This window comes from Mangrovibacter sp. MFB070, from assembly GCF_000705335.1.
In the GTDB taxonomy this organism is placed as follows: domain Bacteria; phylum Pseudomonadota; class Gammaproteobacteria; order Enterobacterales; family Enterobacteriaceae; genus Mangrovibacter; species Mangrovibacter plantisponsor.
The window spans coordinates 82210-104538 of the sequence record NZ_JJMI01000039.1 but is presented as its reverse complement, the minus strand read 5'-3'; the positions used below and the strand labels follow the sequence as shown (position 1 = coordinate 104538).

Annotated in this window: 21 protein-coding genes; 13 read left to right on the top strand and 8 right to left on the bottom strand. The window is 52.0% G+C overall.

Going from position 1 to position 22329, the window contains the following annotated elements; genetic code table 11:
• Positions 1-14 precede the first annotated feature (14 nt).
• Complete coding sequence (locus DT73_RS18720) at positions 15-662, top strand: TetR/AcrR family transcriptional regulator (protein ID WP_036113148.1); 648 nt, start codon at positions 15-17, stop codon at positions 660-662.
• 8 nt (positions 663-670) lie between these two features.
• On the opposite strand, the gene DT73_RS18715 is transcribed toward DT73_RS18720, so the two are convergent.
• Entirely contained in the window at positions 671-1420 is a 750-nt protein-coding gene (locus tag DT73_RS18715) for an IclR family transcriptional regulator (protein WP_036113145.1), read from the bottom strand.
• Between the two features lie 115 nt (positions 1421-1535).
• Here DT73_RS18715 and DT73_RS18710 point away from each other — a divergent pair, with 115 nt between their 5' ends.
• Positions 1536-2702: an MFS transporter gene (locus DT73_RS18710; protein ID WP_036113142.1), complete on the top strand. Its 1167-nt coding sequence runs from the start codon at positions 1536-1538 to the stop codon at positions 2700-2702.
• Positions 2703-2733: 31 nt separating this feature from the next.
• On the opposite strand, the gene DT73_RS18705 is transcribed toward DT73_RS18710, so the two are convergent.
• On the bottom strand, positions 2734-4296 hold the full coding sequence (locus tag DT73_RS18705) for a methyl-accepting chemotaxis protein (RefSeq protein WP_036113139.1): 1563 nt from the start codon (positions 4294-4296) through the stop codon (positions 2734-2736).
• A gap of 181 nt (positions 4297-4477) precedes the next feature.
• A complete protein-coding gene (locus DT73_RS18700) occupies positions 4478-4972 on the bottom strand; it encodes an Lrp/AsnC family transcriptional regulator (RefSeq protein ID WP_036113137.1) in 495 nt (164 codons plus the stop codon).
• Between the two features lie 119 nt (positions 4973-5091).
• Here DT73_RS18700 and DT73_RS18695 point away from each other — a divergent pair, with 119 nt between their 5' ends.
• Complete coding sequence (locus DT73_RS18695) at positions 5092-5505, top strand: DUF2000 domain-containing protein (RefSeq protein ID WP_036113134.1); 414 nt, start codon at positions 5092-5094, stop codon at positions 5503-5505.
• Between the two features lie 54 nt (positions 5506-5559).
• Here the strand turns inward: DT73_RS18695 and betA are convergent, their stop codons facing one another.
• From betA to betI, 3 genes are read right to left on the bottom strand one after another with little or no spacing between them, the layout of a single operon-like run.
• Positions 5560-7269, bottom strand: coding sequence for a choline dehydrogenase (gene betA, locus DT73_RS18690; protein WP_036113131.1), 1710 nt, complete (start codon positions 7267-7269; stop codon positions 5560-5562).
• A gap of 17 nt (positions 7270-7286) precedes the next feature.
• Positions 7287-8759: a betaine-aldehyde dehydrogenase gene (gene betB, locus DT73_RS18685; RefSeq protein WP_036113129.1), complete on the bottom strand. Its 1473-nt coding sequence runs from the start codon at positions 8757-8759 to the stop codon at positions 7287-7289.
• A 14-nt stretch (positions 8760-8773) separates the two neighbouring features.
• Positions 8774-9364, bottom strand: coding sequence for a transcriptional regulator BetI (gene betI / locus DT73_RS18680; protein ID WP_036113127.1), 591 nt, complete (start codon positions 9362-9364; stop codon positions 8774-8776).
• A 272-nt stretch (positions 9365-9636) separates the two neighbouring features.
• Here betI and DT73_RS18675 point away from each other — a divergent pair, with 272 nt between their 5' ends.
• Positions 9637-11676, top strand: coding sequence for a choline transporter (locus tag DT73_RS18675; RefSeq protein ID WP_036113124.1), 2040 nt, complete (start codon positions 9637-9639; stop codon positions 11674-11676).
• 252 nt (positions 11677-11928) lie between these two features.
• Here the strand turns inward: DT73_RS18675 and pptA are convergent, their stop codons facing one another.
• Together pptA and DT73_RS18665 are read right to left on the bottom strand one after the other, a co-directional pair.
• Entirely contained in the window at positions 11929-12159 is a 231-nt protein-coding gene (pptA, locus tag DT73_RS18670; RefSeq protein WP_036113121.1) for a tautomerase PptA, read from the bottom strand.
• A gap of 144 nt (positions 12160-12303) precedes the next feature.
• Positions 12304-13287, bottom strand: a complete 984-nt coding sequence (locus tag DT73_RS18665; protein WP_036113118.1) for an isopenicillin N synthase family oxygenase — start codon at positions 13285-13287, stop codon at positions 12304-12306.
• 559 nt (positions 13288-13846) lie between these two features.
• On the opposite strand from DT73_RS18665, the gene DT73_RS18655 reads away from it, so the two are divergent.
• The 9 genes from DT73_RS18655 to DT73_RS18615 all read left to right on the top strand — a co-directional run bounded on the left by DT73_RS18655 (position 13847) and on the right by DT73_RS18615 (position 22274).
• Positions 13847-14824, top strand: coding sequence for an ABC transporter substrate-binding protein (locus DT73_RS18655; protein ID WP_036113112.1), 978 nt, complete (start codon positions 13847-13849; stop codon positions 14822-14824).
• Between the two features lie 17 nt (positions 14825-14841).
• Positions 14842-15660 (top strand): ABC transporter ATP-binding protein, encoded by an 819-nt coding sequence (locus tag DT73_RS18650; protein ID WP_036113108.1) that lies wholly within the window; start codon positions 14842-14844, stop codon positions 15658-15660.
• A complete protein-coding gene (locus DT73_RS18645; RefSeq protein WP_369792641.1) occupies positions 15641-16444 on the top strand; it encodes an ABC transporter permease in 804 nt (267 codons plus the stop codon). Before DT73_RS18650 ends, DT73_RS18645 begins: the two co-directional genes overlap by 20 nt.
• 16 nt (positions 16445-16460) lie before the next feature.
• On the top strand, positions 16461-17888 hold the full coding sequence (locus DT73_RS18640; protein WP_036113101.1) for an amidohydrolase family protein: 1428 nt from the start codon (positions 16461-16463) through the stop codon (positions 17886-17888).
• 225 nt (positions 17889-18113) lie between these two features.
• Positions 18114-18758 carry a thermostable hemolysin gene (locus tag DT73_RS18635; RefSeq protein WP_036113098.1) on the top strand — a complete coding sequence of 215 codons (645 nt, stop codon included), beginning with the start codon at positions 18114-18116 and terminating at the stop codon, positions 18756-18758.
• On the top strand, positions 18751-20262 hold the full coding sequence (locus DT73_RS18630; RefSeq protein ID WP_072006992.1) for an AMP-binding protein: 1512 nt from the start codon (positions 18751-18753) through the stop codon (positions 20260-20262). The genes DT73_RS18635 and DT73_RS18630 overlap by 8 nt, the downstream gene beginning before the upstream one ends.
• Complete coding sequence (locus DT73_RS18625; RefSeq protein ID WP_235234543.1) at positions 20240-20842, top strand: TenA family transcriptional regulator; 603 nt, start codon at positions 20240-20242, stop codon at positions 20840-20842. Before DT73_RS18630 ends, DT73_RS18625 begins: the two co-directional genes overlap by 23 nt.
• Positions 20842-21654, top strand: coding sequence for an SDR family oxidoreductase (locus tag DT73_RS18620; protein ID WP_036113092.1), 813 nt, complete (start codon positions 20842-20844; stop codon positions 21652-21654). Before DT73_RS18625 ends, DT73_RS18620 begins: the two co-directional genes overlap by 1 nt.
• Positions 21651-22274 carry a tetratricopeptide repeat protein gene (locus tag DT73_RS18615; RefSeq protein WP_036113089.1) on the top strand — a complete coding sequence of 208 codons (624 nt, stop codon included), beginning with the start codon at positions 21651-21653 and terminating at the stop codon, positions 22272-22274. Before DT73_RS18620 ends, DT73_RS18615 begins: the two co-directional genes overlap by 4 nt.
• Positions 22275-22329 lie beyond the last annotated feature (55 nt).

Genomic DNA, 22329 nt, shown 5'->3' with positions numbered 1-22329 from the left:
CAAGGGAGAAGGAAATGACTACCGCACAAAAAGCGACTTCACCACGCAAGCCTGGGCGCCCGCGTGGTGGAAAAGGTAATACGGCGAACCGTGAACAACTGCTGGATATTGCGCTGAGTTTGTTTGCCCGTCAGGGGGTTGCGCCTACGTCTTTAAACGGGATAGCCAGAGAAGCTGGGGTTACTCCGGCCATGATGCATTACTATTTCCACTCCCGTGAGCAGTTGCTGGATGCCATTGTCCAGGAGCGATTTATGCCTATTCGCGAGCGCATGACTGCACATTTCACGGCACATGCAGACAACCCGGTTCAGGCATTCTCTTTTATGGTGCGTGAACTGGTAAACCAGGCGGAACAACACCAGTGGTTCGCGCCATTGTGGATGCAGGAAATCTCCGGTGAAATTCCGGTGTTGCGGGCGCATATGGCGACCAGTGCGGGTGATGACAAATATCAGGCGCTGATGGCAAAAATAAAAGCCTGGCAAGATGCCGGAAAGCTGAATTCCGCCCTCTCCCCTGAGTTACTCATTACCTCGGTCTTGTCTCTGGTGCTGGTGCCTGTTGTGCGTATGCAACATGATGAGCGTTTCAGGCACCTGGATGCGGATACTGTGGTAAAGCATTCACTGGCAATACTGAACTGCGGCATTGGGGGTTAACCTGGCCACTACCTGGGCTGGTACAACACACTTTCTATTTCAGCCTGGGTTTTACATAACTCCGCCAGCAACACTTCTTTATTACGCTGAAAACGCAATACGGGCACTGCAATGGAAACGGCATATAAGCTACTGATTCCACTGTTAATGGCAAAAGCCAGACCGCAAACTCCCTCTGCGTGCTCTTCGTTATCTGTGGCGAACCCCTGCTGGCGGATATGTGCTATTTCAGCCAAGAGTTCTACTCTGTTGCTTGCCGTTTTGGAAGTACTGGCAGGCAGCATTTCAGGAAGTAAATTAGCCAGTACGCTGTCATCCATTGTTGCCAGCATTGCTTTACCGTGGGCGGTACAGTGAACAGGAAATGCAGTACCTGGTGCAGAAACAACGCGTAACTCTCTGTCCGATGCATACTGGTCAACCAGAACTGCATGCAGGCCCCGGGATACACTAACATCAATGGTTTCCCTGGTTCTTCTGCCCAATGCAACCACCGCCGGGCGTGCGGCTGTAACAAAATCGGTATGAGCAGCGGTTGCCAGTGATAACAATGCCGGTCCCAGGCGAACCCCCTCTTTCGCGTTAATCACCAGTTGCTGTTCTTCCAGCGTTGCCACCATGCGGTGAACGGTGGAGCGCGGCAACCCACAAGTCCGTGACAGCTGTGTTATGTTCATACCTGCCACCGACTGGCTGATAATTTTTAAAATCGTTGCTGCCCTGGCAATCACCTGTTTACTTGTTTTATCCGTTTCCATTCCCCCTCCTGATTGTGGTTTCTGCCCGTTTGGCTCGGCCTTTGTGGTACTATAACCATTATATGGATTATGTGTCCACTCAGTGGTTATTTGGTGAGATTAAAGAGGTTTACCGATGCCAAAAATTTCATTTTCAGGCGGCCTGACATTATTGATGGTTGCCTGCCTGACCATTATGGTCGGCTGCGTTATTGTTCCCGGGCTACCCGCTATAGCAGAGCAGTTGCATGTTGCCAATGCATCAGGCTGGCTGGTCACTCTGCCTGCTTTGGGTGTCGTACTGTTTGGCCCGTTAGCGGGAAAAATGACAGATAAAATCGGCCTGCACCGCACGTTGTGTTGGGGATTACTGCTGTATGGTTTGCTGGGGGCTGGCGGTGCACTTCTGCGGGGCTACCTGCCTTTATTCTTTGACCGTCTGTTGCTCGGTGGCGCAACGGCCATGGTGATGACATCAGGAACAGGTTTAATCTCGCAATTTTACCAGGGAAGCCAACGGCTGAAGATGATTGCATTGCAGGGGATGTCTATTGAGCTGGGTGGCGTGATTTTTTTATTTATTGGCGGCTTGTTGGCGGGAACATACTGGGCAAGCCCTTTTGGGCTCTATCTGTTTGCCTGGCTGTTATTGGGAATGGTGCTTGTCTGTGTGCCGCGGGTAAAGTCTGAGCACAATCCGGATAGAGTGTTAGCTCCACCTTCACGATCATCTGGTGCAGTACGGCTAACTTTATTTGCCGCACTGGCCTCCATGATTATCTTTTTCACTGCCGTGATATTGCTGCCACTCTACTTTGCCAGCCTGGGAGCCAGTTCATCCCGGACCGGGATGTTCTTATCTTTTATTTCACTGGTCGCGGTGTGTGCTGCAGCACTCATGCCACGCGTAAGCCAAAGGGTTTCTGAACCGCGTACTCTGGCGCTGGCTTTTGCCTGCTATGGGTTGGGTATGGGGATCTTCAGTATAGCGCCAGGAATCATGTGGATGTTACCCGGCGCAGTGGCAATGGGGTGTGGATTTGGGTTGTCTATTCCGTTAGTTAACCACCTGATTGTGATGCTGAGCCCGGTACATCTTCGCGGGCGCTACCTGGCCCGGCTCTCAATGGCTATTTTTTCCGGGCAGTTTCTGGCGTCGTTTATGGGGTACATCCCCGGATCTTTGTCCACAATATTTGCGCTGGCTGCTGTGTTGGCGTTGTTTGTCGGTGTGGGGTTGTTGCTTATCCGGTCACCCTGGACTAAAAGTGTTCTGGCACAATCAGGAAATCAATCGTCATAACCCGGCTATTTGCCGGGTTAAACGAAACAGGTTAATAATCCTGTGTGGTCTCCAGGCGGAAGAAGCGCACTTCTTCATGCAGCGAGTCTGCCTGTTCCGACAATGACTGCGCGGCAACTGCAACCTGTTCAACCAGTGCAGAGTTTTGCTGGGTAACCAGGTCCATTTGCTCAACTGCCCGGCCAATCTCACTAATACCGGTGTTTTGCTCATCACTGGCCAAAGAAATATCACCAACAATGGCTGTCACCTGGTTCACTGAAGCTTTAATGTCTTCCATCGCTTTACTGGCCTGTGCAGCCTGTAATGAGCCCTGGTTAATTTTATCGACGGTGTCATCAATGAGTTTTTTGATGTCCTGAGCAGCGTCAGCGGTTTTCTTCGCCAGTACCCGCACTTCGTTAGCCACTACAGTAAATCCTTTCCCCTGGGTTCCTGCCCGCGCGGCTTCCACACCGGCGTTCAGTGCCAGCAGGTTAGTCTGGAAAGCAATACTTTCGATGACCGCAATGATATTGACTATCTCTTTGGAACTGTTGGAAATATTCTGGATTTGCCCAATCATATTCTCAACAATATGTGAACTCTCCACCGAAGCATCTGAGGTACGCTGAGCCAACTGACTGGCAGTTTTCGCGTTGTCGGTGTTTTCTTTCACGGTTTGAGTAATGCGCGTCATATTGGTGGAGGTTTCCAATAATGAAGCGGCCTGCTCTTCCGTGCGCTGCGCCAGGTTAGTGTTACCCTGCGCTATTTCAGTTGATGCCTGCGAAATACTGGTACTGCCAGCCATAATGTTGCTGATTGTCAGTTTGAGCTTTTCTTTCATGCTATCAAGTGACGCCAGCAGGCTGGTGCTGTCTTTTGCCTTCAGCGTAATAGGCACAGTGAGGTCGCCGTCGGCAATACGGCGCATAATACCCATGGCATAAGCCGGTTCACCACCTAACTGGCTGGACAGGTTACGGGTAAGTTTTATTGCGATGATGACAGATGCCAGTAATGCTAAGGCCCCCAGTGCTAACAACATTTTTACCGCGAAATTGTAGCTTTCAGCAGCCTTTTCTGATGACCGTTCACCTGCAGCAATTTCCTGGTCGACCAGTTGCGCCAGATCTTTCATCAATTGAGTACGGTATTTAGCAGAGTTCTGCCCACTTATCTGGCTGGCTCCGGCAAGATCTTCTTTGTCCAGTGCTGCCAGTACCAACTGGTTAGCATCGGCAAACGAAGCAAAGTTGTCCACCACGTTTTGTGCCAGCGCTGAGCGGCTGTTTTCAGTATGCAGAGCCACATACTGCCGCTCTGCAGCCAGGAAGTTCGCAATGGCCTGAGCCAGTTCTTCGCGGTGCCCGTTACGCTCCTTGAGCGTTTTAGAGGCAATCATTTGCACCTGTTGTAAACGTAATTCCGACAGGATGCCACGCATTTGCAGAGTGTAGCGAATACCGGGAACGCGCTCGTTACGGAAATCAACGATCCGCTGGTTATTACTGTTGAGTTGGTACACAGAAACGGCGCCAACGACCGCCATAAGTACCAAAATAAGTGAAAAACTGAGGACTATTTTATAAAAAAAGGTAAGTTTTTTCATTTATTGCAGCCTGAATAAAATTAAGGGTCAGTGCTGCTATATAACGACTCAATTCAGTAAAACTTTATGGTTTTAATTAGTTCTGTTTTTATGTAACTTACTGATATCCATTATGTTAATGAATTTACGCTTTGGCTGAAACGTTTTTTGTTGATCTGAGTCACTAAAAAAACGCGTCCAATCACGGCCAACGGCATCCATCACCAACGGGCAACCCACTAAGTGGCTTAATCTCTTTAAGCACAAATGAGGTTTCCATTGCTTTTATCCCCGGCAGGCGGCGAATAACTTTCATGGCAAAGTCTGAATAGTCATCCAGTTCTCGAGCTACAACCTGTAATAAAAAATCTGCACCACCACCAATGGCATAACATGCAATCACCTGAGGTAACTCGCATACCGCCTGCTCAAAACTGACTGCCTGTTGTTCACTGTGGCTGTCAATATTAACCCGGACAAAGGCCAGAATTCCCAGCCCTGTTTTTTTACGGTCCAGCACCGCCCGGTAACCGGCAATCACCCCGGCTTCTTCAAGCTGGCGTATTCGCCGCCAGCAGGGGGTGGCAGACATACCACACTGCTCTGCCAGTTGCTGATTAGTGAGCCGGGCATCTTGCTGTAATAGCATCAGTAACTGAATATCTTTCTTGTGCAAGGAAACGGACAGATTTTCCATAAACTCTAATTTTCCGGAAAAATAATTCCTTTTATAAGCAATAAAACGCAAATTGAGAAACCTTTTTTCACTGTAACAGTGCCAGACTATTGGCAGAGAACACAGGGGAGGAAAACAGGATGGATGATTTTGCGCTTGCCGTGGTTGTTAACCCGGCATTACCTGCCGGGTTGCTGGCAAATACCGTTGGAACACTGGCAACAGGCCTGGGAGCCAGGTTCCCTGCGCTTTCTGCCGGGCAAGTCAGTGACCAGGCTGGTTTATGGTTTGATACCAGCAGCCGTTTGCCAATGCCAGTTTTACAGGCCGACAGCGCAACACTGCAACTTTTGTTGCAGCGCTGCCAAACGCGTGACAGCCGCAGCGCAATGGTGGTGTATCCCTCTTTTGCCCGGGAGATTCAACAGATAGATACTTACCTGGCAGAGGTTGCCCGGCGGGATTTGAGTGCAGAACCGCTGGATGGTATCGCATTATGCGGGCCACGTAAGTGGGTTCGCTCTTTGACCGGGGCGCTCAAATTATTGCGCTGAACGATCTCAGCAATAACAGATTCTGGCCCCGCCCAGGGGCCCTACTTCCAGAGGTTATACTTCCGGTACGGCACTTTCGGCCGCGATGTCACGCAGTGGCGCTTTACGCACTGGTGCATCACCCGCCACGTAATAATCCGCATCTGATGGTGGCAGTGCTTCGCGGCCACGGATCATGTCGGCAATTTTTTCACCAATCATAATCGTGGTAGCATTGAGGTTACCGGTGACAATTTGCGGCATCAGGGATGCATCCACTACCCGTAATCCGCTTAAGCCATGTACCCGCCCTTCACCATCAACCACAGCAAGTTCATCGCTGCCCATTTTGCATGTGCCACAAGGGTGGAACGCTGTTTCTGCATGTTCACGCACAAATGCATCCAGCTCTTCGTCACTTTGGCACCGGGAGCCCGGGCTGATTTCTTCACCACGGAATTTATCCAGTGCAGGTTGTTGCATGATTTCGCGCGTCAGGCGAATGGCGGCCCGGAACTCTTCCCAGTCCTGCGCGCAGGACATGTAATTGAACAGGATGCCAGGCGCTTCACGTGGGTCTGTGGAGCGAAGCTTTACGCGGCCACGGCTGGGTGAGCGCATCGAACCTACATGGCACTGGAAGCCGTGCTTCTGGATAGCATTTGAACCGTTGTAATTGATGGCTACCGGCAAAAAGTGATACTGAATATTTGGCCATGCAAAACGGGCATCGGAACGAATAAACCCTCCGGCTTCAAACTGGTTGCTGGCACCAACTCCGGTACCTTTGAACAACCATTCGGCGCCAATTGCAGGTTGGTTGTGCCACTGTAACGCAGGCCACAACGAGACAGGCTCTTTGCACTCATACTGGAGGTACATTTCCAGGTGATCCTGCAGGTTAGCCCCGACACCGGGTAATTCGTGCACCAGCGGGATCCCCAGTTCCTGTAACCAGTCTGCACGCCCCACTCCTGAGCGTTGCAGAATTTGTGGCGAGGCAATGGCTCCTGCAGATAACAACACTTCACGTGCTGCTTCAGCGCGTACTGGGATGTTGCTGTCACCTTCAAGGTACTCAACGGCTACCGCCTGTTTACCGTCGAAAATAATTCGGTCGGTTAACGCGTGGGTGACAATGGTCAGGTTTGCGCGCTGCTTTGCCTGGTCGAGGTAACCACGGGCCGTACTGGCGCGGCGGCCCTGCGGTGTGACTGTACGGTCCATTGGACCAAAACCTTCCTGCTGGTAACCATTCAGGTCTTCAGTCCGTGGGTAGCCTGCCTGAACACCCGCTTCCACCATGGCGTTGAATAGCGGGTTATTGCCGGTTTTCGGTGTGGTCACGCTGACCGGCCCATCTCCACCATGCCATGGGTTTGCACCCGTGTCGCGGCTTTCAGCTTTGCGGTAGTAAGGCAGGCAGTGGCGGTAATCCCAGTGTTTCAAAGCCGGGTCCTGCGCCCAGTTATCCAGATCAAGGGCATTCCCCCTGATATAGCACATGCCATTAATCAGTGATGAACCGCCCAGCCCTTTTCCACGGCCACACTCCATGCGCCGGTTATTCATATGCGGCTCTGGTTCGGTTTCATAGGCCCAGTTATACCGCCGCCCCTGCAAGGGGTACGCCAGTGCTGCAGGCATCTGGGTGCGGAAATCCATGCGGTAATCAGGCCCGCCGGCTTCCAGTAATAGCACCGTGGTTTGCGGGTCTTCCGTTAAACGCGCGGCCAGCACATTTCCTGCGGACCCGGCGCCGATAATGATGTAATCATATTTCATTCGTCGCTCCTCAGGGGTTAAAACAAAGAACTGAATTCGCCCAGTTCAACCTGGACTGATTTTAACTGGGTGTAATGCTCAAGGGTTGCCAGGCCGTTTTCCCGGCCAGTGCCCGACTGTTTGTAACCGCCGACAGGCATTTGCGCAGGCGATTCACCCCAGGTATTGATCCAGCAGATCCCGGCGTCCAGTTGGTGAATAATCCGGTGTGCGCGGCGAATATCATGGCTTACTACGCCAGCGGCCAGACCATACTGCGTGTCATTGGCCCGTGAAATGACTTCGTCTTCTTGTTCCCAGGTCAGAATGCTCATTACTGGCCCAAAAATCTCTTCGCGGACAATCGTCATATCATCGCGGCAATCGGTGAAGACTGTCGGCTCCACCCAGGCTCCGGCCGCAAACGCTTCGCCTTGAGGTGCTCCACCACCACATAACACTCGCGCACCCTCTTCTTTGCCTTTGGCGATATAGTTCATTACCCGGTCGCGGTGCGGGAAACTCACCAGCGGGCCAAAGTTAGTTTCAGGGGCTAACGGGTCTCCAGCACGGATACGGGCAACACGCGCGCAGATAGCCGCTTCGAAGGCTGCTTTCATTTTGGCAGGAACAAAAACGCGGGTGCCATTAGTGCACACCTGGCCTGAACTGAAAAAGTTCGCCATCATCGCGATATCGGCAGCCATCTCTATTGGTGCGTCTTCACAGATAATAAGTGGTGATTTGCCACCCAACTCCATGGTGACTTCTTTGAGCGAGGACGATGCCGCGCTGGCCATCACGTTTTTCCCGGTCGGAACACCACCCGTAAAGGAAATTTTGGCAATCCCTGAGTGAGTAGTCAGGCACTGCCCGGTTTCAGGCCCGGTACCGGGTAACACATTGAACACGCCATCGGGTAAACCCGCCTCGGTGTAGATTTCCGCCAGTTTCAACGCCGTCAATGGGGTGACTTCGCTGGGTTTAAAGATCATGGCGTTACCTGCTGCCAGAGCAGGAGCAGATTTCCATAACGCAATCTGAATGGGGTAGTTCCACGCACCAATTCCGGCAACCACACCCAGCGGTTCACGGCGGGTGTAAACGAACGCGCTGTCCCGCAGCGGGATTTGCTGCCCTTCCAGTGCCGTTGCCAGGCCTGCGTAGTACTCCAGGACGTCGGCACCGGTGACAATATCCACGGTACTGGTTTCACTGAACGCTTTCCCGGTGTCTAACGTTTCCAGGTGAGCCAGTTCGGTATTACGTTCGCGTAATATCGCCACCGCTTTTTGCAGGATACGGCCACGCTCCGTTGCTGTCATTGCTGCCCAGATTTTCTGGCCGCGGGCGGCGGATGCGACTGCTTTGTCCACATCTGCCTGCCCGGCAGCATGAACCTGGGCCAGTATATTACCGTTGGCCGGGTTGATGGTCTCAAAGGTGGTGCCTGCCACACTCGGGACATAACGCCCGTCGATGTAGAGTTGTTGTTCACCCAATAGGGACATGTGTTTCTCCTGTGTTAATCGGTGCCTGACAATGCGTTGTCGATATAAACCATGGCAATTGCCATAGCCTGCACCCGGTTAAAAGGTTTGCCACTTAGCGAGGCGCGTAACCATAGCCCGTCAATCAGCGCACTCAGCCCGTAACCTGCAACCCTTGCCTGCGGTTGTGGCATGACTTTGCGAAACTCCGCAACCAGGGTGGATAACAACCGGCGGCTACTGATGGTCTGCAGCCGGTGCAGCATTGGGTGGTGCATACTTGCAGCCCAAAATGCCAGCCAGGCTTTCATTACAGCCGATGTGGTCTGGCCTTCATCAAAGTTACCTTCAACAATGGCACTCAGGCGGGCATGGACATCTGCCGGGTCCACCTGGCGTAAACGCCCTACCACGGCGTCACGAAGATGCGCCGTGATATCGCGCATAGTTGCTTCCAGCAGACCGTTTTTGTCGCGAAAGTAATGGCTGATAATTCCTGTGGAGACACCGGCGCGTGAAGCAATTTGCGCGATGGTTGCATCATGCAAACCCACCTCGTTTATGGCGCTGAGCGTGGCATCAATCAGTTGTCTGCGCCGTATTGGCTGCATCCCCACTTTTGGCATTGTTACGGCCTCATTCATCAATATTTGTTATCTATTTAATCTTTTTTTAATTGAACGTTCAATAAAAAATGTGTATTAATTGTTACATGTAATGATTGCTATGGTGAAGGAAAAGAGTATTTTTTGATTTAGAAATTTACGTAATGCATTGAAAATAAACAACTCATGATAAGAGCAGGCAAGGATTTGACCTGCATATAACTTAACAAAAGGATATTTGTCACCTGCGCTGCTCTTAAGGGCGGTCACCATTACTTAAACAGAGGTAATTGATGACGACACCGAATGCATCTCCCGCCAGGGAAAAAAACAAACTCAACCCCGTGGTCTTCTGGTTTTCCGCCGGGCTGATTTTGTTGTTTTCATTCTGTACTATCCTGTTCCGGGATTTTTCCGCGACCATAATAGGGCGCACACTAAGCTGGGTTTCAGCAACGTTTGGCTGGTATTACCTACTGGCCGCCACGCTGTATATCGTCTTTGTGGTCTTTCTCGCCTGCTCCCGCTACGGCGATATCAAGCTCGGGCCTGAACACTCGCGGCCTGAATTCAGCCTGCTGAGCTGGGCTGCGATGTTGTTTGCCGCAGGGATAGGTATTGATTTGATGTTCTTCTCTGTTGCCGAGCCGGTTACCCAGTATATGTCCCCGCCAGAAGGCGCCGGGCAAACCGTTGAAGCCGCACGCCAGTCAATGGTCTGGACTTTGTTCCATTACGGCCTGACAGGTTGGGCAATGTACGCATTGATGGGCATTGCTCTGGCCTATTTTAGTTACCGCTACAAGTTGCCTCTTGCAATACGGTCTGCGCTCTATCCGATTTTTGGCAAACGGATTAACGGCCCAATTGGCCACACTGTGGATATCGCAGCGGTAATTGGTACGATTTTTGGTATCGCCACCACACTGGGGATTGGTGTTGTTCAGCTTAACTATGGGCTGAATGTGCTGTTTGATATTCCCGATTCCATGGGCGCGAAAATTGGCTTAATTGCGTTTTCCGTGCTGGTTGCCACTATTTCCGTAACCTCAGGGGTTAATAAAGGCATTCGCCTGTTATCGGAACTCAATGTACTGATGGCTCTTGGCCTGATTCTGTTTATGCTGTTTGCCGGTAATACCGAATTCTTGCTGAATGCCCTGGTACTGAATGTTGGGGATTACATTAACCGCTTTATGGGAATGACCCTGAACAGCTTCGCGTTTAACCGGCCAACCGAATGGATGAACAACTGGACGCTGTTTTTCTGGGCCTGGTGGGTGGCATGGTCACCGTTTGTTGGGCTGTTCCTGGCCCGAATTTCCCGTGGCCGTACTATTCGCCAGTTTGTGCTGGGTACGCTTATCATTCCTTTCACTTTCACCCTGCTGTGGCTGTCGGTTTTCGGTAACAGCGCTCTGTATGCCATCATGCATGGTGATGCAGGTTTCGCGACCGAAGCCATGGCGCACCCTGAGCGCGGTTTTTATGGGTTACTGGCGCAGTACCCCGGGTTCACGTTCAGCGCGTCTATTGCCACTATCACCGGCCTGCTGTTCTATGTTACATCCGCGGATTCCGGCGCACTGGTGCTGAGTAACTTCACAGCCAAACTGAAAGACATTAACAGTGATGCACCTAACTGGCTGCGTATTTTCTGGTCGTTGGCGATTGGTGTTCTTACCATCGGCATGTTAATGACTAATGGGATACCTGCCTTGCAGAATACCACTGTGATCATGGGGTTACCCTTCAGCTTTGTCATGTTCTTTGTGATAGCCGGTTTGTATAAATCGCTCAAGATTGAAGATTACAGACGAGCCAGTGCCTCAATGGATTTAGCTTCTGTTCCGGAAGCTCAAGGGCGGCTCAGTTGGAAAAAACGCATCTCGCGCCTGATGAACTACCCCGGGCAGGGATATACCGAGAAAATGCTGGAAACCGTCTGCCAGCCAGCTATGGAAGAAGTTGCCAGCGAACTGGCGAACAGTGGCGCGGAAGTGGAATGGAAACATGTGCCGAATGTGGAAGATGCATCGGAACCTGGCTATTTATCACTGCGTGTCGGCCTGGGAGATGACTCCGATTTCATCTACCAAATTCACCCGCAGCGCTATGCCATTCCGGGCTTTACCTACCGGGCTCAGAGTGGAAAATCCACTTACTTCCGCCTGGAGACTTTCCTGCGTGAAGGTAGCCAGGGGAACGACCTGATGGGCTACAGCAAAGAACAGGTCATTACAGATATTCTGGACCAGTACGAGCGGCATCTGAACTTCATTCACCTGCACCGCGAAGCGCCGGGGAATACTATTGTCTTCCCTGCCGCCTGACCGGCATTAGTTAAAACTGCTGCACATTGTGTGGCGGTTTTTTTTTGCATAAAAAAAGCGCCTTCAGGCGCTCGAGTCTGATGACAAACCTCATGTCCGCACAGAGCGAGAGGATGTCACCCAATAAAAACCAGGAAAATCAATTCATTGATTTTCGGCTGCTAACTAAAAATAAGGAAAAACCACGCTTTATCCTTCTTTTTCATCGATCTGAAGCGCCTTCAGGCGCTCGAGTCTGATGACCAGAATAAACTAGAGTTCATACCCTGGTTTTTTGGCAAGGTTATCCATTTCTGGTGCAATTTCACGGTCATATACCTGTGTTTTCCAGTGCTCCGGTGAAATATAGCCCAGAGCCACCGATACAGTGTGTTCTGCTGCCTGCAAATGTTTTTGCAATACCTGGCTAATGTCATCTGCCAGTGCTTTTTTTTGTTCCTGGGTTAACTCACGGGGATAACACTTAATATCAACATGGGGCATATTGTTACTCTCCAGAAAATAGGCAAGTGGGCAAGATAACCTGTTTTTGCCAGGGTTTCACACAAAAATCCCCGCTTCTACTCAGGATTGTGTAAGCAGTGATAACCGGCGGGAGCCCGCCAGTTATGAACACAAAAATTCGCGTCAGTATTTCCCGGAAAAATTCGCGCTGACGCGCTGAGCCAGGTAGTCTTTGGCACTAACTGGCGGGTATTTCCCCAAAGGCCCCTGAATGACCACCTCTTCATTGGCCTGGCAGAAAAAAGCCAGGCTATAACGTGGGCCATTATATTCACCTGCCCTGGGGTTACGTACCCGGTGGAAATTAGAAGGCAACAGATCATCACTCCAGCGCATTAACATATCGCCAATGTTACAGGTGATCACGTCGTCGTACGGTTCAATGGGTGTCCACGCCTGGCTCTGGTGCTCTTTGCCGGGGCAAACCTGTAAACCACCCTGCCCGGCGCGCTGGAATAACAGTGTCAGGCAGTCAAAATCGGTGTGAGCGCCAGCCCGCCAGGATTGCGTGTTAAGTGGTACCGGGTAATAGTGCAGCATGCGTAATGTGCTCTGGTAGCCCGGGCTCGCCGGGTCATGTGCCGTGGTGAAAAAATCCTCGCTGAATCCGAGTTTCAGAGCAAAGCAAGACAGTACCTGCATACCCAGCGCCCAGCACTGCTGCTCAAATGCCAGCGTCTCCTGTTGAAACCCGGGTAATACCTCTTCTTCCGGCCACAGGCCAGCCATGCGAGGCCGGGTTAATTGCCAGGACTCTTTCTGGTCTGGCGTACCGGTTGATGGGCGTATTTGAGCTTTGCTTTCCCAGCCTGCATTACGGTTCAGCGGGTAACGTGCTTTAGTTTCCTGAGGAAGGGCAAAAAATTGCTCAGCACGCTCAAATGCAGACTGAATGTTTTCAAGAGGAATACCGTGGTTTTTGAGCTGAAAAAAACCGATATCTGTGGCGGCAGCCCAAATCTCGTCGGCAATCTCTGTTTTACGCCCGGCAAAGTCTTGCATGTCAATGACACGGACTTCACGCTGAGCTTCCAGGCCTGGTGCGCCCATAGTGGCTTCTTTATTCAGTTCATCCAGTGAATAAGAAGCTGTGACAGGTTGATTCATGGTTCACCCTCTTTAAAAGACAGGGGTGGCCCGGTGCTTTGGGCCACAACTCAGTAAACACCACTGATTGTGGTGCACATTGAGCAATGACCCACCGGTAAAGACAGGTAACCGGCTGAACGCTTCTACTCATAAGTATTTCAGCAAAAGCCATGCCAGCATTCTTGTTTTATTTATCATGTTGAAAATTATGTTTTTTTATGTGATTCACGCCGCTAATCACTGCATGGTACGCACAATGTCAGTGCACTGGTGCAACTTTTGTTTCACTACAGTGCACATTAACGCAACCTGGTATTTACATTTCAGTATCTTTTGGTAAAGGGGGCTAGTGGGATATTGATTTTTTATATTTATATCAATGCATTAGTTATTTCAGGTTGGAACTGGCACTGCCTTTGCAATGGCAGAGTCAGAGTATAAGCGGTTAGTGCGGCCAGCCCGCATGGGACATTGCTCTGCAACGTTAGCGGTTCCTCATCAGGAGCCACGCGTATTGCAATGAGCATACCGCACCCCCTGATGAGGCGTTACTTGTCCATTACTCTTTGGGGGTTTTATGTCGTTTAACTTCAGATGCCATCCCGTCGCCACTTCCCTGCTGTGTGCAGCAATGTTTACCCATTTCGCCCACGCCAATGACAAGCTGGTTCTGCAAACCACCTGGGTTGCCCAGGCTGAGCAAGGTGGCTATTACCAGGCGGTGGCTACCGGGATTTATAAAAAATATGGTCTGGATGTTGATGTGCGTGCCGGTGGGCCGCAACTGAATAATATGACTTTACTGCTCGCCAAACGTGCCGATGTCATTGTGAGCTATGATTTGCAGGTACTCAAAGGCATTGAACAGCATTTCCCCCTGAAAGCCATTGCTGCCCCCTTCCAGTTTGACCCGCAAGGTTTACTGACCCACGGTAATGTTAAAAATCTTGATGACTTAACAGGAAAAACCATTCTGGTTTCTGCCAGTGGGCAAGCCAGTTGGTGGCCGTGGCTGAAAACGAAGTACCACCTGAAAGACAGCCAGGTTCGCCCTTATACCTTTAATATGCAGCCTTTTCTGGCAGACAAAAATACGGCGCAACAAGCTTATGCCACTTCGGAAGTGCAACAGGCAAAACAAGCCCAGCCTGACAGTGAATTCTGGCTGTTTGCTAAATACGGCTACCCGGCATATGGCGGCATTCTGGTTACCCGTAATGATTTGCTGGCAGAGAAACCCGATGTCCTCAAACGCTTTGTTGAGGCTTCTATGGAAGGCTGGAAAAGTTACCTGAAAAATCCGGCGCCAGGTAATGCATTAATTAAAAAAGAGAACCCACAAATGACGGATGCCGTGCTGGCGTTCGGCATCAGCCAAATGAAGAAACTGCAACTTATTGAAGGGGGCGATGCCACAACAGGCGGTGTGGGCGTGATGACCGACAAACGCTGGGAAGCTACCCGTAATTTCATGGTTGATGCCGGGCTGCTGAATTCAGCGACAGACTGGAAAGCCGCTTATACCACACAATTTTACCCCAAAACCGCCATGTAATGGGGGACGGAGGCGATATGAGCAGCGTCTTATCTTTTGATTCTGAGCCATCACCAATGGCAACGCCTGGCTCGCGCTTTCTGATGGCGCGTGGAGTAGAAAAGCGTTACCCCAATGGCACTCTTGCCCTGGAGCGGTTAAATCTGGATATCGCTCAGGGTGAAATCGTTTCGTTGCTTGGCCCTTCGGGGTGCGGCAAAAGTACTTTGTTAAAAATGTTTGCCGGGCTGGAAAGCCCTACCGCCGGTCAGGTGCGCTGGAATGGTAAGGCAGAACGGGACGAGCACAGCCGTATGGGCATGGTATTTCAGGAAGCCACGCTGATGCCGTGGGCAACTGTTGCCGAAAATGTGCGCCTGCCGCTGGATCTGCGCCGCGAAAACAAAAAGCAGGCTAACCTGCGCGTGTTACAGGCGCTGGAGACTGTAGGGTTAAGTGCCTTTGCCCATGCCCGGCCAAAAGAACTTTCGGGCGGGATGCAAATGCGGGTTTCCCTGGCAAGAGCCCTGGTGACCAACCCCTCGTTATTGTTAATGGATGAACCTTTTGGCGCGCTGGATGAATTCACCCGCCAGCGGCTTGATAGCGAGATTCGCACATTGTGGGCGTCACGTAATCTCACCGTGGTGTTTGTCACACACAGTATTTATGAAGCAGTTTACCTTTCTTCGCGCGTAATTGTGATGGGAGCACGGCCAGGCAGAGTGGTTGCCGATATCGCCATCGACGGCCCACAAGACAGGGATTCAGGGTTTCGGACTTCAGAACGTTTTATTCGCCAGTGCGCATTATTGTCGGCACAACTGGAACAGGCCAGTGGAGGTCAGCATGACTAAGCCGTTGTTCGATAACCCGGCCATGCGCCGTGCTGTGTGGCCGGTGTTACTGGGCCTGGTGGTAATCGGTGCCTGGGAGGTGTGTTTCCGCCAGTTTGCTGTGCCGGTGTGGCTGGCGCCAAAACCCAGCGATATTGCTGTTGTGCTTTACCAACAGTGGCCTGCTCTTCTGGGGAGTTTTTGGGTCACACTGAAAGTCACCTTGCTGGCTTTTATGCTGGCGGTGTGTATTGGTACCGCCGTCGCGTTTTTATTTGTTCAAAGCCGGGTGATTGAATCCTGCCTGATGCCCTGGGCTATTCTGTTTCAGGTTACACCTGTAGTTGCTATTGCACCGCTGGTAATCATCTGGATCCACAACACCACGCTGGCACTGGTGGTGTGTGCAATGCTGGTCGCTGTCTTTCCGGTATTAACCAACACCACCCTGGGGTTACGCAGTGTCAGCCCGGGGCTGGTTAACCTGTTTCGTATCAACCAGGCGACCCGCTGGCAGGAACTGATGCGCCTGCGCCTGCCTGCGGCACTGCCGCATTTTTTCAGTGGGTTACGCGTTGCCTCAGGGCTGGCGCTAATTGGCGCCGTGGTCGCTGAGTTTGTTGCCGGTACGGGGGGAACAGGCGCAGGGCTTGCCTGGCAAATTCTGCAAGCCGGGTTCCAGCTCAACCTGCCCTTGATGTTCGCCGCCCTGTTTTTAATTACCTGCACTGGTCTGGGTTTATTCTGCCTGATGTCACTGCTCAGCCACTACTTCCTGCGTCACTGGCATGAAAGCGCACAATAAACCACAAGGAGTTGAGATGACTCGTTTACTGATTAAGCACTGCCACACCATTATGACCGGTCTGGCTGGTGACCTGGCCCGGCACCGTGGGCACGATATTCTGGTTGAAGACGGCACCATCACAGCTATTGGTGACCTGGATACTCCTGACAACACACCTGTTTTGGATGCTCAGGGCTGTATTGCCTACCCCGGCTGGGTTAACACCCATCATCATTTGTTCCAGTCGCTACTTAAAGGTGAAGCCGGTGGGCTTAACCAAAGCCTTGGCGCATGGCTTGCTGCCACGCCTTACCGTTACCGGGCTGCGTTCGATGAACAGACGTTTCGTATTGCCGCCCGTGTTGGCCTGGTTGAGTTACTGCGTTCCGGGTGCACTACGGTGGCCGATCACCACTACCTGTACTGGCCCGGCATGCCCTTTGACAGCGCCGATATTCTGTTTGAAGAAGCCAGTGCATTAGGGATCCGTTTTGTGTTATGCCGGGGCGGAGCCACACAAACACGTGGTCTTGAGGAGAATTTACCTCAGGCGTTGCGCCCGGAAAAATTTGATAGCTGGATGGCAGATATGCAGCGGCTTACCCACCGTTATCACCAGGCAAGCGAGACAGCCATGCGCCAGGTGGTCATGGCCCCAACCAGCTCGCTGCACTCCACTACCCCGGAACAATTGCGCGAATGTGCAGATCTTGCTCGCCGCTGTGGAATTCGCCTGCACAGCCACCTGTCTGAAACGGTGGATTACCTTGATGCCGCACGGAGTAAGTTCGCCATGACGCCGGTTGAGTTTTGTGCGGAATATGGCTGGACCGGCCCGGATGTCTGGTTCGCGCATCTGGTGAAGTTGTTGCCGGAAGAAATTGCCCTGTTGGGGGCAACCGGTACAGGTATTGCGCATTGCCCGCAAAGTAATGGGCGTCTTGGCAGTGGCATTGCCGATATTATTGGCCTTGAGCAGGCAGGTGTGAAAATTTCGCTTGGCGTGGACGGTGCCGGTTCGAACGAAGCGGCAGATATGATTAGTGAAACCCATGCAGCCTGGTTAATGCAGCGCGCACGCAAAGGCATGCTGGCAACCCCGCGCTATGATGGCGGCCAGTGGGAAGGTGGCGGTGACGCAGCAACGGTTGAAGACGTTATCCGCTGGGGAACATCAGGGGGAGCGGCAGTGCTGGGGCTCAATGGCACCGGTTCACTGGCCCCGGGGATGGCGGCTGATATCGCGTTGTACCAACTGGATGACCCACGTTACTTTGGGTTGCACGACCCGGCAATTGCGCCAGTTGCCAGTGGCGGGCGGGCAGCTTTGCGGGCATTACTGTGCGCTGGCCGGGTGATTATGGAAAACGACACGCTTGCGGGTGTTGACCTGGCCCAACTTGGGCGTGACGCCGCCAGTGCAGTGCTACAGCTACAAACCCGGGCCGGGCTGCGCCGCTAATTCACAATTACACTGCTTATATCAACGGGTCGGCAATGCTCAGTAGCAATGAACATTGCCGGTTTACCTGATTTATCTGCATGTGTTTTCTGACATAAAACTTTATTCAACTCACAAAAAATTAACATTATCGAAAATTTTTTTACTTACCGGTTATTTTTAAGTCTTTCTTAATCATGGCTGCGTACTGTTTGCTCATCGGCACTGATTGCGGAGAACAGACAGATGGATTCAGCCATACCCTGGCAACTTACCTGGTCTTCGTCACGGACAGATGAAGCACAACTGCGCCAGTTTATCCAACTGGCCTATCATCGTGAATTTGGCGCACAGATCCCTTCGTTTCTCCCCTGGTTACTGGGAATTTATGATAAGCAGGGGCAGTTGTGCGCGGCATGTGGTGTACAGCCTGCGCAAGATTCTGTGTTATTCCTTGAACAATATTTGGATGAGCCAGTAGAAACACGGCTTTCCACGCTGTCTGCTCAGCCCATCTCCCGTAATGGCATCATTGAAATAGGTAATTTTGCAGCAAGTAATGGCGCGGCAGCCCGGGTGATGTTTGCTGGCGTTTGCCTGTTGCTGTCTGCCTGGGGCTTCAGCCATATTGCTTTCACTGGCACCCATAAGATTCGCAATATTTTTTCCCGTTTACGTATGCAACCTGTCGCTCTGGGTCAGGCCCTCGCCTCGCGCCTGACTCAGCCGGACACCAATTGGGGCAGTTATTACCAGAACAAGCCCATGGTGATGGCAGGTGAACTGGCCCATGGCATGGATGTATTACGTCACCAGTCAATGCTACTGACTTTGTTCCGTGAATTACCCCCCGCCCCATGGTTTGATGAAAAGGAGCGTAATCATGCTTAGTTCAGCTCTTGAATCCCTCGCCCTGAATTACCCTGGTCAACCTGCGGTAAATGGCCTTGCCGGCCCGGTTACCTGGCGTGAATTAAACGACCATGTTTGCCGGATGGCGACCATTCTGACTCAAAACAACATTCGCCGCCTGGCGGTGGAACTGGATAACGGCCTGCCGTGGGTTATTGCGGACCTGGCCTGCCTGAAAGCCGGTGTTGTGATGATTCCGGTTCCACTATTTTTTAGTGAACAACAGAAAGACTGGTTGCTACTGAGCAGCAGCGCAGATGCCCGCCTGGCGACCAGTGGTAAAGAGAGCTGGCACACACTGGACTGCCCCAATGGCATTTTGCAGCAACGCCGGGTGGATGTCCCGGCGCCACTGGCACACGACACAGTAAAAATCACCTTCACTTCTGGCACTACCGGGGAGCCTAAAGGTGTATGCCTGCGCGAGAAAGGCATTAATTTCACCACGCAAGCCCTGGCAAAACGCCTTGCTCCGCTGGGCATAGAACGCCACCTGGTGGTATTGCCCTTCGCTACCTTACTGGAAAATTTATGTGGCCTGTACCTGCCACTCACCCTCGGTGTTGAAACCGTAGTGTTGCCCCTGGCTGAAGTTGGATTTCGCGGTTCCAGTGAGTTCGACCTGGAGCAATTTATTACCACACTGACCAACTGGCAGCCACAAAGCCTGATTCTGGTTCCTGAATTACTCCGCCTGCTGCTGTTAGCCGCGCAACGCAGCCCTGAAGCTGTTCGCAGCCTGAAATTTGTGGCGGTGGGCGGTGGCAAAGTCCCCCCGGCGCTGCTGCTCCAGGCGCGTAAGTTTGGGTTGCCGGTATACGAAGGGTATGGCTTGTCCGAATGTGGCTCCGTTGTGGCACTGAATGTTCCCGGTGAAGACAAACCCGGCACAGTTGGGAAACCCCTTGAAGGGCTGGAACTCCAGGTTGACGCTAACGATGTGCTGCATGTCAGTGGGCCGGTTGCGATGGCAGGTTATCTGGGCCACGCCGATTCAGGCAATGCAATTGATACCGGCGATATCGCCCGTGTTGATGACCAGGGTTTTCTTGCCATTGAAGGCCGCCACAAGCATATCCAAATTACTGCTTTTGGCCGCAATTTTTCCCCAGAATGGGTGGAATCTGAAGCGATGCTCTGCCCGGCGGTGTTGCGGCTGGTGGTGTACGGTGAGGGTTTAACCCGCAATGTTGCACTGGTTCATTGCCTGCCCGGGCACGAAGAACAGGCACGGGCTCAACTGGATGCCCTTAACGAAAGGCTGCCGGATTATGTACGTATCGGGCCGCTGATATTCACTGATGAAATAGCAAAACCCCCGTTTGTTACCCCTAACGGACGACTACGACGACGGGCTGTTTACCACCATTTTTTTGCTAATAACCCACTTTCTCAGGCGGAGACTAACCATGGCATTTTATCAACAGCTCGTTGCCCAGACTGTCAGCGCCAGGCGGCAGATGCTGAACAGCGTCATTATTGACCGCTGCAGCAAAGGACAGGTAACACGCAACGCATATTGTTACTTTCTTACCCAGGCTTACCACCATGTTCGCCATACCGTACCGTTGTTAATGGCAGCCGGTAGCCGCCTTGATAATGACCATGAACCGGTTCGTGCCGCGATTGTGGAATATATCCGGGAGGAATATGGGCACCATGAGTGGATCCTGAACGATCTGCGTACTTGTGGGGGGGATGCGCTGGCCGCCCAGCATAATGGCCCTGGTCGGGCAATCAGCCTGATGGTGCCGTGGCTGTATTACCAGATTGAGCACCATAACCCGATGGCGATTTTTGGCATGGTTCATGTGCTGGAAGGTACCAGTGTCAGTATTGCCACTGCAGTAGCAAAACAGCTTAAAAAAAATCTCGAGTTACCAGACAACGCATTCAGCTACCTGAATTCCCATGGTGAGCTGGATAAATCCCATGTGGAGTTTTTTATCCGTCTGATGGATGAGGTGACGCATCCACAGGATCAGGCGGCGATTATTCATGCTGCACAAATGGTTTACCAGTTGTATGCAGAAATGTTGGCAGAAGTTGCCGGAGTTTACTGATGAAACTGACGGACAAACGCGTGTTACTGACCGGTGCAAGTGGAGGAATTGGCCAGGCGCTGGCTTTTGAACTCGCTTCACTGGGAGCCAGACTGATTCTGGTTGGGCGTAATGGCCCGGCAATGAATGAACTGGTTAAGCGCCTGCCTGCGCCGGAAAATCACCAGGTTATGACTGTTAACAACTACAGCCATGATGAGATTAGCCAGTTGCGAGAACTACTGCAGTATGAACCCCGGCTGGATGTGCTCATCAACAACGCAGGTACTCAGTGCTTCCGCTGGCTGGAAAAACAGTCGTTTGGCGATATTCATGCGCAACTTTATACCAACACAGAAGTGCCGATTTTGCTCACCCGGGTACTACTGGACAGGTTTAATGCCGAAGGCATGGTGGTTAACGTCGGGTCTATCATGGGCGATATCGGCTATCCTGGTTACAGCCTGTACTGCGCCAGTAAATTCGCATTGCGCGGGTTCAGTGAGGCTTTGAGCCGGGAACTGGCAGACACCGGTATTCGTGTAGTGTATGTCGCTCCCCGCGCCACCGATACGCCACTGAACAGCGAAGCCATGGTTGAAATGAACCGGTTGCTCGGTAATAAGAGCGATTCGCCGCAATGGGTAGCCAGCCAGATAATCGCCGCTATGCATAAACGGCGTTCGCGAACCCGCCTTGGCTTTCCTGAACGGTTCTTTGTGAAGATCAATGCCTTGATACCCGCGCTGGTTGACAACGCGCTAATACGTAAACTGGCAATCATTCAGCAATTTGCCCGGGCCAGCCTGACTCCAGGAGCAAAAAAATCATGAAACAGCGTGTTTATATTACGGGCTTACTGCTACTGCCCACAGTAGCACTTGCGGCCCCGACCATTACCAGTGTTCAGCAGCAATGGTCTGTTTGCCAGTACGCGACGTTGTCGGCACAGAAAAAAAACTGCCTCAAAGCGCTAAGCCAGGAAGTGCATGCGCAGGTGTCCGGGCAGCAAAACAAAAATGCCGACTGGCTGATTTGGTCTGGTATTGTTGACAGCACTCTGGCTGGTGAAGAAGGCGGCCTGACCGGGCTGGGTCTGGTGAAACAGGCACGCCAGGCGCTGGAGGACTCACTTAAGCTCGACCCTCAGGCGTTATCCGGCTCCGCATGGACAAGCCTTGGTGTTTTATATTACCAGGTGCCAGGCTGGCCAATCGGTTTTGGTGATAAGGACAAGGCCCGGGAATACCTTAACAAAGCCCTGGCACTTAATCCTGATGGCATCGATTCTAATTACTTTTATGGCGATTTTTTATTGAACACAGGTAATAAAGCTGAAGCCAGACGCTATCTGGAAAAAGCCCTGAAAGCACCAGCCCGGCCCGGCAGAGAGCTGGCAGATAATGGCCGGCGCAAAGAGATAGAACACGACCTGACACAGCTCGAACCGTGAGTGGCAGATTGCCACTTCGTGCTTTTAACTTGCATGTTGTCTGGCAGACTTAAAG

Bases quoted from the DNA above. Each gene is read 5' to 3' on its own strand.
- DT73_RS18720 (WP_036113148.1), top strand. From the start codon at position 15: ATGACTACCGCACAAAAAGCGACTTCACCACGCAAGCCTGGGCGCCCG.
- DT73_RS18715 (WP_036113145.1), bottom strand. From the start codon at position 1,420: ATGGAAACGGATAAAACAAGTAAACAGGTGATTGCCAGGGCAGCAACG.
- DT73_RS18710 (WP_036113142.1), top strand. From the start codon at position 1,536: ATGCCAAAAATTTCATTTTCAGGCGGCCTGACATTATTGATGGTTGCC.
- DT73_RS18705 (WP_036113139.1), bottom strand. From the start codon at position 4,296: ATGAAAAAACTTACCTTTTTTTATAAAATAGTCCTCAGTTTTTCACTT.
- DT73_RS18700 (WP_036113137.1), bottom strand. From the start codon at position 4,972: ATGGAAAATCTGTCCGTTTCCTTGCACAAGAAAGATATTCAGTTACTG.
- DT73_RS18695 (WP_036113134.1), top strand. From the start codon at position 5,092: ATGGATGATTTTGCGCTTGCCGTGGTTGTTAACCCGGCATTACCTGCC.
- betA (WP_036113131.1), bottom strand. From the start codon at position 7,269: ATGAAATATGATTACATCATTATCGGCGCCGGGTCCGCAGGAAATGTG.
- betB (WP_036113129.1), bottom strand. From the start codon at position 8,759: ATGTCCCTATTGGGTGAACAACAACTCTACATCGACGGGCGTTATGTC.
- betI (WP_036113127.1), bottom strand. From the start codon at position 9,364: ATGCCAAAAGTGGGGATGCAGCCAATACGGCGCAGACAACTGATTGAT.
- DT73_RS18675 (WP_036113124.1), top strand. From the start codon at position 9,637: ATGACGACACCGAATGCATCTCCCGCCAGGGAAAAAAACAAACTCAAC.
- pptA (WP_036113121.1), bottom strand. From the start codon at position 12,159: ATGCCCCATGTTGATATTAAGTGTTATCCCCGTGAGTTAACCCAGGAA.
- DT73_RS18665 (WP_036113118.1), bottom strand. From the start codon at position 13,287: ATGAATCAACCTGTCACAGCTTCTTATTCACTGGATGAACTGAATAAA.
- DT73_RS18655 (WP_036113112.1), top strand. From the start codon at position 13,847: ATGTCGTTTAACTTCAGATGCCATCCCGTCGCCACTTCCCTGCTGTGT.
- DT73_RS18650 (WP_036113108.1), top strand. From the start codon at position 14,842: ATGAGCAGCGTCTTATCTTTTGATTCTGAGCCATCACCAATGGCAACG.
- DT73_RS18640 (WP_036113101.1), top strand. From the start codon at position 16,461: ATGACTCGTTTACTGATTAAGCACTGCCACACCATTATGACCGGTCTG.
- DT73_RS18635 (WP_036113098.1), top strand. From the start codon at position 18,114: ATGGATTCAGCCATACCCTGGCAACTTACCTGGTCTTCGTCACGGACA.
- DT73_RS18630 (WP_072006992.1), top strand. From the start codon at position 18,751: ATGCTTAGTTCAGCTCTTGAATCCCTCGCCCTGAATTACCCTGGTCAA.
- DT73_RS18625 (WP_235234543.1), top strand. From the start codon at position 20,240: ATGCTGAACAGCGTCATTATTGACCGCTGCAGCAAAGGACAGGTAACA.
- DT73_RS18620 (WP_036113092.1), top strand. From the start codon at position 20,842: ATGAAACTGACGGACAAACGCGTGTTACTGACCGGTGCAAGTGGAGGA.
- DT73_RS18615 (WP_036113089.1), top strand. From the start codon at position 21,651: ATGAAACAGCGTGTTTATATTACGGGCTTACTGCTACTGCCCACAGTA.